9 protein-coding genes and 2 pseudogenes are annotated in these 9,417 nt (G+C 41.3%); 6 read left to right on the top strand and 5 right to left on the bottom strand.

The window, feature by feature from the left end; translation table 11 throughout:
• Positions 1–125: 125 nt before the first annotated feature.
• The 3 genes and pseudogenes from AC2VE5_RS22270 to AC2VE5_RS22260 form a co-directional block, all read right to left on the bottom strand.
• A pseudogene (locus tag AC2VE5_RS22270) lies at positions 126–759 on the bottom strand (FAD-dependent oxidoreductase); the annotation flags it as partial.
• Between the two features lie 78 nt (positions 760–837).
• The gene (gene blaOXA, locus AC2VE5_RS22265) at positions 838–1,674 is read right to left on the bottom strand and encodes a class D beta-lactamase (protein ID WP_486889867.1); all 837 of its coding nucleotides are present in this window, start codon (positions 1,672–1,674) and stop codon (positions 838–840) included.
• Positions 1,675–1,761: 87 nt separating this feature from the next.
• A complete protein-coding gene (locus AC2VE5_RS22260; protein WP_486889866.1) occupies positions 1,762–2,214 on the bottom strand; it encodes a winged helix-turn-helix transcriptional regulator in 453 nt (150 codons plus the stop codon).
• A 101-nt stretch (positions 2,215–2,315) separates the two neighbouring features.
• Between AC2VE5_RS22260 and AC2VE5_RS22255 the strand changes: the two genes are divergently transcribed.
• Complete coding sequence (locus tag AC2VE5_RS22255) at positions 2,316–3,317, top strand: zinc-dependent alcohol dehydrogenase family protein (protein WP_486889865.1); 1,002 nt, start codon at positions 2,316–2,318, stop codon at positions 3,315–3,317.
• Between the two features lie 14 nt (positions 3,318–3,331).
• The gene (locus AC2VE5_RS22250; RefSeq protein WP_486889864.1) at positions 3,332–3,622 is read left to right on the top strand and encodes a putative quinol monooxygenase; all 291 of its coding nucleotides are present in this window, start codon (positions 3,332–3,334) and stop codon (positions 3,620–3,622) included.
• Positions 3,623–3,685: 63 nt separating this feature from the next.
• On the opposite strand, the gene AC2VE5_RS22245 is transcribed toward AC2VE5_RS22250, so the two are convergent.
• Complete coding sequence (locus AC2VE5_RS22245; protein ID WP_486889863.1) at positions 3,686–4,906, bottom strand: CCA tRNA nucleotidyltransferase; 1,221 nt, start codon at positions 4,904–4,906, stop codon at positions 3,686–3,688.
• Between the two features lie 139 nt (positions 4,907–5,045).
• Here AC2VE5_RS22245 and AC2VE5_RS22240 point away from each other — a divergent pair, with 139 nt between their 5' ends.
• From AC2VE5_RS22240 to ilvA, 4 genes are read left to right on the top strand one after another with little or no spacing between them, the layout of a single operon-like run.
• Positions 5,046–5,294 (top strand): Ycf34 family protein, encoded by a 249-nt coding sequence (locus tag AC2VE5_RS22240; protein WP_486889862.1) that lies wholly within the window; start codon positions 5,046–5,048, stop codon positions 5,292–5,294.
• Positions 5,255–5,881 carry a tRNA (adenosine(37)-N6)-threonylcarbamoyltransferase complex dimerization subunit type 1 TsaB gene (gene tsaB, locus AC2VE5_RS22235; protein ID WP_486889861.1) on the top strand — a complete coding sequence of 209 codons (627 nt, stop codon included), beginning with the start codon at positions 5,255–5,257 and terminating at the stop codon, positions 5,879–5,881. The genes AC2VE5_RS22240 and tsaB overlap by 40 nt, the downstream gene beginning before the upstream one ends.
• A gap of 6 nt (positions 5,882–5,887) precedes the next feature.
• Positions 5,888–7,447, top strand: a complete 1,560-nt coding sequence (locus AC2VE5_RS22230) for a glycosyltransferase family 39 protein (RefSeq protein ID WP_486889860.1) — start codon at positions 5,888–5,890, stop codon at positions 7,445–7,447.
• Positions 7,448–7,483: 36 nt separating this feature from the next.
• Positions 7,484–8,995 carry a threonine ammonia-lyase, biosynthetic gene (gene ilvA / locus AC2VE5_RS22225; RefSeq protein WP_486889859.1) on the top strand — a complete coding sequence of 504 codons (1,512 nt, stop codon included), beginning with the start codon at positions 7,484–7,486 and terminating at the stop codon, positions 8,993–8,995.
• An 82-nt stretch (positions 8,996–9,077) separates the two neighbouring features.
• Here ilvA and AC2VE5_RS22220 read toward each other — a convergent pair.
• Positions 9,078–9,290: pseudogene (locus tag AC2VE5_RS22220) on the bottom strand (nucleotidyltransferase); the annotation flags it as partial.
• Positions 9,291–9,417 lie beyond the last annotated feature (127 nt).

The raw sequence follows: 9,417 nt of genomic DNA, 5'->3' as shown, positions 1-9,417 counted from the left end.
TCGTCGGGTAGCTACTCGTTATGAAAAACGAGCCGAAAACTACCTAGCAATGCTGATGATTGCGGCGATTCTTATCTGGTTAAAATAGCTCATTACGCTACATCCAGACTTTGCAGATACGCCCTAGATCGAATATCATCGTCAAAGCCCGACAAAATTAATTCGTCATTGTCCATCATCGTAACTTCGACACCAAAAGCATTCATTATGCTGGAAAATTCCACGCCAATATAGCCACTACCTACAATTGCTAGGCGTTTGGGTAGCTGCGGTAGTTGAAACATCTCGCGGGACGTAATGGCGTATTCTATTCCTGGTAAATCTGGTTTATTTGGGTGTCCGCCTACAGCAATTACTATTTTATCGGCGGTAACTTTGCGCTTATCAACTTCTACAGTGTGGGAATCGATAAAAGTTGCTTTACCTCGTAGTAATTCTATACCTGCTTTTTGAAACTGTTGTTTATAGGAATTGTTGCGCTGTTCAACTTGCTTTTGCACGGCTTCTATCAAACGCGACCAGTCAAAGGTTCTACCAACATTATCCCAACCGTAATTGGATGCTACTTGATTTTGCAAAGCGAAGTCAGCAGCATAGACAATAAACTTTTTTGGAATGCAGCCACGATTGATACAAGTACCGCCAATAGTCTCTTGTTCAGCGATCCGCAACACGTTTACCATAAGACGTGGCTTGTTTAGCCGTCGCTGAACCTCCTGGACCTGTACCAATCACAAATAAATCGTAATCAAAGGCCATAAGTTAAGTTTCAGAGCATTTTATCTAGAAACATATTTGCCTTAAGCTATCGACTCAGACAACAACCCCATGACGGATTTAGGATTTTTTTGGCAGCAGTCCCATGTCTTTTAAAATATTTCTCGTAATTTCAATCCTTGCTTTGATATCTTTTGGTTCGGCGATGTCTAGTTGAGTGGCAAAAAAATAGGTATTACCATTGCGTTCTAAGTAACCTACATACCAACCAACTTCGGACTCTACGCCTGTTTTACCTCGCAATACATAATCTTCCGTTTTCTCCATAGTGATAATATTTTTGACAATTGCGATCGCTCTAGGGGAAAAAGGCAGCTTATTATTATGCAGTTTCACTAAAAAATCTACTTGCTCTTTGGGACTGATGCGTAAGTCTCCCTGCAACCAAAATTTATCTATTCCTCCACCAATATCTCGATTACCATAGTTGGTTAAATTAATATAATTCTGCATTCGTTTTTCTCCAATGCGTCTTGCTAGTTCTTGATAAAACCAGACGGCGGAGACTTTGATTGCAGTTTTCATAGTGTGATCTTGATTCCACTGGGGAATCTCTCTTTTTACGCCATCCCATTTAATAACTTCGTTTTCATCTTTTACTACACCAGTTTCTAGCGCAACTAGCGAGTTAAAAATTTTGAAAGTAGAAGCAGGAACATAAGGAGTATTTGCTCGTTTGGCGTTGTAAACCAAATACCGATCTTTTTTGAGGTCATACAGTACAAAAGTTCCTTTGACACCTGCTTGCTGAAAATATTTGCCAAAGTCAGGTCTTTCTTGCCATTTACTTTGTTTTTGCCGAACTATGCTTTGATTAGCTACAGTTTCCGCTACAAGAGGCGGTAGTAAACTAAGACTTAATAGAGCAAAAACACAGCATTTAAGGAGTAAAAGCATTTGATTCGTCCCTTCTAGTCAATTTTGCTAACCAGAACGAGTAGTTTATAAAATTGTTCCATAATTACTTCTATATTTTTGAATAGCCTATTTAGGTTTCCAGTAATTATTAATATCTGGATTATTGTCGTAGTTTTTCGTTGCAGTTTTTACATCGGAAATGTGCTGATATGCCCATTCACCAATTATTGCTAATGGTTCAACAAGAGTAACCCCTAGTGGAGTGAGTGAATATTCAACTCGTGGAGGAACAGTTGGGTATACCTCTCTATGAATCAATCCACATCGCTCTAAGTTTCGCAGGGTTTGGATTAACATTTTAGGCGACACTCCAACAATTTGTTGCTTAAGTTCGCTATAGCGTTTTTTCCCTTGAGTTAAAGCATAAACAATCAAAATCGTCCATTTATTTGCAATATGCTCTAGCATTAGATGCCCAGCGCAGTTTGTACCAAACAAATCCATTTGGGCAACCCGCTCTAAAGCAGGCTGAGGTTGATAGCTCAGTGGGGGATCGTTGGCATCAATATTTAAAGCCATATTTACCAAAAAGTAACTATTGCACCTTTCTGTAAATCCTTACAGCCAGGAATACTGCAATGGTACTAAATAAATGTTCCTTCTTCTGCTAAAACAAAACTATGAAGGCTTTAGTAATTAAGCAATTTGGTTCCCCAGAAAATTTCCAAGAGACAGATTTGCCTATTCCAGATGTTATTCCTAATAGTGTCTTGATTCGAGTTGCTGCTACAAGCGTTAATCCAGTTGATTACAAAATTAGACAAGGTATCGTTACAGATATTGCACCCAATTTTCCAGCTATTTTACACGGAGATGTTGCCGGAATTATTGAAGATATTGGCGAAGGAGTAGATGGTTTTAAAGTTGGAGATGAAGTTTATGGCTGTGCTGGCGGGGTAAAAGATCTGGGTGGCGCGTTGGCTGAATATATGTTGGCTGACGCTAACTTAGTCGCTCATAAACCAGAATCAGTAACGATGGTAGAAGCGGCGGCTTTACCCTTGGTTTCAATCACTGCTTGGGAAGGACTTATTGATCGCGCACGGGTTCAGCCAGGGCAAAAAGTCTTAGTTTACGGAGCAACAGGGGGTGTAGGCTCCATCGGTGTTCAATTAGCAAAGTGGTCAGGAGCAACGGTATACGCCCTAGTTTCTAGTGATGAGAAAGCAGAGATCGCTCGGCGTTTGGGTGCGGATTTTACCATTAACTACCAACAGCAATCTGTAGAGGAATTTGTTGCGAAATATACGGGCGGTCAGGGTTTTAATGTAGTGTTTGATACAGTTGGTAATGACAATCTTCAAAATGCCTTCAAAGCTGCAAAACCCAATGGAACCATTGTGTCTACGGTTTCTTTGTCATCGCAGGATTTAACGTTGCTTCATATCAAAGGACTAACTTTACATCTTGTTTTTATGCTGATTCCTATGCTATTTGGTATGGGTCGCGTTTATCATGGCGAAATTCTCTCAAAATTAGCTCATTTAGTAGATAAAGGGAAAATAAGCCCACTTCTAGATTCCAAAATTTTCAACATGGCTGACGTTGCTGCTGCTCATAAATACGCTGAGTCAGGTAGAGCAATTGGTAAGGTTGTGCTGACGCAATTAATAAACGCTTAGTGAGAGGCTACGCCATGACTCAACTTACGGTTGTCGTTAAGATCCGAGCAAAGCGAGGTTCGGAAGCATTGTTGCATCAAGAATTATTGCAGTTGATTGAGCTTACTTTATTGGAGGATGGATGTCTTGGTTACGATCTGCATCGTGCTATTGATGATATCGCAGTGCTTTTATTTTACGAGAACTGGGTAAGTCAGGAACTTTGGCAACAGCACATGGCATCTCAGCACATTAGCGCCTTTCAGAAAAATACGGAAGAATTAATCGAAGATTGGGAATTACTTTTGATGAAACTTAAAAACTAGAACTTTAGCCCTTAATTAGGCGATGAGATCGCCTTTTACTAATTAAATCGTACCGAATATAGTCTACGAAGTTTTAAGTAAATTGGCGGCTAATTCCATAGCCTGGGCGGGATTAGAGATTTTACCTTCAATTTGAGCGATCGCAATTTCATTCAATAATTCCCCAACAACGGGACTAGGCGGTATGTTCAAAGCTTGCATCAAGTCTTTGCCGTTAATCAGTAATTGTGGATGAGCAACCGGATCGTTTGGCGAGAGATAGCAATTAATTAAGGGAGTTAGGTTGTCTTTTTGCGTCCCCTTTGCCACTGCTAGAACGGCTAAGACCGGAAAAACTGCCCCTGCTTGACGAAACAATAAATATTGGTCTTTCAAGGTTAAATTGTCGGCTTTTGCTTGCAATTGCGGTAATAATTTAAGTGCTGTTGTGACTGCGCGAATTTCTGCACGGCTGTATGTTAATTGCTGTAGTTCAATTTCTGCTTGTTCGGGATTATTACTAACTAAACAGGCTATTTTGGCAATTGCCAACCAAGTAGTTTTAAGTGTGTCGCTTAAAGCTTGAAATAAAGGTAATTGAGGAAGGGAAAGGGCGGCGGAGTCTACCAGTGCTAAAGTTTCATACTGCTGCTGGGTGCTGTGAGGAAACCAAATATTTATTAATCCATCTTCCCAAGCACTTTTTAACCAAGGAGTACCTTTAAGACTATTTAATAGATAGTTGAGTTCTACTCGTACTCTTTCGGGAGCAATTTTACTCAATAATGGTGCAAGAGTGCGAATAGTTGCTTGAGTTTCTGGCGCGATCGCAAAACCCAATTGGGCAGCTTGGCGGTATGCTCGTAATAGCCGCAATGGATCGTCTTGTAAATTGGCTTTCGATACCATCCGCATAATGCGGTTTTGCAAATCTTTGTAACCTTTTAAAGGATCGATAATTTCTTTGGTGTGAGGATTGTAAGCGATCGCATTTACAGTAAAATCGCGCCGATATAAGTCTTCCTCTAACGTCTCTCCTTGTTGTTGGGCAAAGTCTACGGTAGCTTGCTTAAATACAACTCTAGCAATTTGGCGATCGGCATCCAACAATACAAACCCAGCTTTGTAGTAACTAGCCATTTTTCGAGCTATTTTTACTGCGTCTAGCAAAACAAAATCTAAATCTAAATATTCAGATTCTCTTTCTAGCAAAGCATCTCGTACCGCACCACCTACCAAATAAGCATTTTGAGGTATCCAGGCTGAGTCAAAGCACCAAGATTGGGGAGACAATGCAGAAGACATAAGGCACAAAGCAAAGATATTGATACCCAACACTCCCTAAGCGAAATGTTAAGATCCAGATCGTGCGGGGTTTTGGTTAAGTTAAAATCCCGACTAGGGTTTGCAACAGATTAACAGAAAAATCCTCTGGAGTTGGATTATGTGTATTTGTATAAACTGCCATTATGTCGATCGCTGCATTACCTATAATGCAGTAGAGCATCAGCATCAACAGCCGCATTTGACAGAAATGCCCGATTTTGAACCAAACGAACCCTCGATCAATGTGAATATTCGCACTACAGATGAGGAAATTCAAATGGAGTGGGATGTAGTTGGTTGCTTGAGTTTTAAGCAAGAAATAGGCAAATGGGCGAAACTACGACCAGGCGAATTAGTACCAACGTGAAATACGGCTTAGCTATTCATACCACCAGTTCAGAACTTGGCTTAGCTGTAAGCAACTTCAACGATGACTCGCGCTCTCAAGTATGGGATTTAGGGCGGAGTCTCTCTACTCATTTACACTATCATTTGGCTGACTATATCCAGCCGCAAACTTGGGCAGATTTAGGCTTTATTGCTGTAGCTAAAGGACCTGGTAGCTTTACCAGCACTCGAATTGGGGTAGTTACAGCCCGTACTTTGGCGCAACAGTTAGATGTACCTTTATTTGCGATATCTAGTTTGGAGGCGATCGCACGGGCAGAAAAAACAGAAAATGCGATCGCTGTCCAAATTCCCGCCCAAACAAACCTTGTATATGCAGCTATTTATTCGGGTGCAACGGCGCTATTGCCAGATAGCTTGATGACGGTGGAAGCTTGGCAAAAAACCTTAGAAACTTGGCATACACCTTATCAACTAATTAAAGCTGAAGATGGTTTAGGGGCAACAGTTACGAGTGTTTTAGAAATTGCTGGCGTGCAATGGCAAAAAGGAAAATGCCCCTATTGGATAGATGCTTTGCCTTTTTACGGTCAATCGCCAGTTTAAGAAAACATGGAAATACCCCAAAAACATTTACGCAGGCTGATGTTTTTGGTTGTAGCTACTTTAGCGTTAGGTATTTTCTTTCGTGTCACCAATATCGGGCAAAAAGTGTATTGGCATGACGAAGTATTTACTTCTGTTCGGGCAGCAGGCTATACCGGAGAAGAAATTATTGCTCAAGTCTTTACTGATATTCCTATTTCTCCTGATACATTATTGCAGTATCAAAAGCTTGACCCAAGGCGCAGTTGGGATAAAACTTGGCATTCTCTAACTACTCATCCCGAACATCCGCCATTGTATTACTTATTAGCACGGCTGTTTATGGAGTTACTTGGTAGTAATGTAACAGCCGTGAGAAGCTTGTCAGTAGTATTTAGTTTACTAGCATTTCCCGCGCTGTATTGGCTTTACCTTGAACTATTTGGGCAGTCAAAAGGACAATGGATAGCGATCGCAATATTTGCCGTTTCACCCTTTCATATTCTTTATGCCCAAGAAGCGCGTCAATCTAGTTTGTGGACGCTTGTAACTCTGCTTTCGTCGGCGGCTTTGTTCCGTGCTATGCGCGTTCAAACTTGGGTAAGTTGGGGATTGTACGCGGTAACTGTAGCTTTAAACCTATATACTTTTTTGCTTTCAATACTGGTGTTGATGTGTCACAGCATTGTTGTACTTGTGGCGCGTCCTTTTGCTTGGCAAACTGTGCAACGATTTTTACTCGCTTTATTAGCGGGTGCGATCGCTTTTACACCTTGGATTATTGTCTTAATTCAAAATTGGCTAAGTTTAGAATCTAAAACTGCTTGGACAAAAACATTACCGCCTAGGGAATTACTCATAAAACTGTGGGGACTGCACATTAGTAGCAGTTTTATTGATTTTGGACTTCCCTTAGACAACGTGTATACCTACTTTGTGCCGCCCTTAGTTTTATTATTGGTAAGCTATGCTCTTTGGATACTTTATTATCCTGTACCGCTCCCTACTTGGTTGTTTGTGGTGCTGCTAATTGGCTTACCTGCAAGCGCCCTAATCTTGCCAGATCTTGTTATTGGTGGACAACGATCTAGTCATACTCGTTACTTTGTGCCAATGCTGATTGAAGTCCAATTAGCGATCGCTTATTTAGTTAATTATCTACTCCAGCACTCCCAATTTCTACAACGTCAATTTGGGCGCGTACTATTAGCGGTAATTTTAACTGTGGGTGTTATTTCTTGTGCTACTAGCTGGCAATCATCGACTTGGTGGAATAAAGGCATTAGTTACGGTAATTCAAGCGTTGCAGTGTTTCTCAATAGCCAAGATAAACCTATAGTTATTAGTAGCCTCGGAGATACAACTCTAGGTAATGCGATTTCCTTAAGCTATTTAGTCAAAGATAATGTTAGGTTTCAGTTGGTCGTCGATCCAGTTGTGCCAACAGTTTCGCCCAGAGGAAACAATTTTCTTTTTTACCCTACTCAGACTCTACTTGAGAGTTTACAAACTACATACTCCTTTGAGCCTGTGGAATACAATAAACTACCGTTACCTGCTCATTTATTAAAACTGGTTAATCGGTAAAGTAAGATAATCTTCCCTCCTGCATTTACTAACCTCATGCTTTGCGACTATCTGGTACAAATTCTTACTGCCCGTGTTTATGATGTTGCCCAAGAAACGCCCCTGGAATACGCCCCCAACCTATCAACGCGACTAAATAATAAACTTTTGCTTAAGCGCGAAGATATGCAATCAGTTTTCTCTTTTAAACTACGGGGTGCTTACAACAAAATGGTAGGGCTATCGCCAGAGAAACTAGCCCAGGGAGTAATTGCCGCTTCTGCCGGAAACCATGCCCAAGGAGTAGCTTTAGCTGCCCGTCAGCTAAAAACGAAGGCAATTATTGTCATGCCTGTAACTACTCCCCAAGTCAAAGTAAATGCGGTCAAAGCGCGGGGCGGTGAGGTGGTACTGCATGGCGATACTTATGACGATGCTTATATTTATGCCCGTCAGCTAGAAGTAGAAAAAGGTTTAACTTTTATTCATCCCTTCGACGATCCCGACGTAATTGCTGGGCAGGGAACAATTGGTATGGAAATTTTGCGCCAATACCAGCAACCTATTCATGCAATTTTTGTGGCGATTGGGGGTGGTGGTTTAATTTCCGGGATTGCGGCGTATGTAAAAAGGTTGCGCCCCGAAATTAAAATTATCGGGGTTGAACCTGTAGATTCTGATGCGATGAATCAATCGCTAAAAGCAGGGAAAAGAGTTCGATTGTCTCAAGTCGGCTTATTTGCAGATGGAGTTGCGGTGCGGGAAGTAGGGGAAGAAACCTTCCGATTGTGCCAGCAATATGTCGATGAGATTATTTTGGTCAATACTGATGCTACTTGTGCGGCAATTAAAGATGTATTTGAGGATACTAGGTCAATATTAGAACCTGCCGGGGCATTGGCGATCGCCGCAGCTAAAGTTTACGTCGAAAGAGAGCAAATTGAAAATCAAACCTTAGTTGCGGTGGCTTGCGGTGCAAACATGAATTTCGATCGCCTCCGCTTTGTAGCTGAAAGAGCAGAATTAGGCGAACGCCGAGAAGCTATTTTTGCGGTGGCAATTCCTGAAGCAAGAGGAAGTCTGCGTAAGTTTTGCGAGTGCTTAGGTAGACGCAACTTGACAGAATTTAGCTATCGAATTGCAGATGAACAAGAAGCACATATTTTTGTGGGCTTACAAATTCAAAACCGTGCTGATGCTGCTTTGATGGTAGAAAACTTTGAAGCGCATGGGTTCAAAACTATCGATCTCACCGATGACGAATTAACAAAGTTGCATTTGCGGCATATGGTAGGCGGGCGATCGCATTTAGCCGATAATGAACTACTCTACCGCTTTGAGTTCCCCGAACGTCCTGGCGCATTAATGAAATTTGTGGGTTCTATGAGTCCCGACTGGAATATTAGCTTATTTCACTACCGCAACAACGGCGCAGATTACGGGCGAATTGTTGTAGGCGTACAAGTTTCCCCCGACGAGATAGTACAGTGGCAATCTTTTCTTGATAACTTAGGCTATCAGTATTGGGATGAGAATACAAACCTGGCATACAAGCTATTTTTGAGATAGCCCACCTAGGGTTAAAACCCGCTTGCTTATAGCTAAATTCGGCTGAAGCCGACTAATGAATTTAGTATAAAGTGTCTATTTTTTACCACCCTTGCATTTCTACTAACTCTATACATAGACTATCAATTCGTTGCAGATTGGGGCTAGAGGGTAGGGTTGATTGTTGCATAGCTTCATCCATTTGAGCAATTAAATCCTCTGCCATTTTCATTACTTGCTCGTAAGTATATGCGCCTTGCAAAATAGCTTTTAATTCGTCTACATCTCCGGCTATTTTGCGATTAACAATTACCTTATACCAATTCTGAATGAAGGTGCGCTAAATTAGCATAAGTGTAAGGGGAAAGGAAAAGTTATGAGTCGTCCGTTCCAAGTGGAGATATCTGAAAGCAAAGAAATGTTGGAGAAAGCACTCAAATATG

The sequence above is a fragment of the Aliterella sp. E5.1 genome (assembly GCF_057473825.1).
This window is presented reverse-complemented; position numbering and strand designations above follow the sequence as displayed.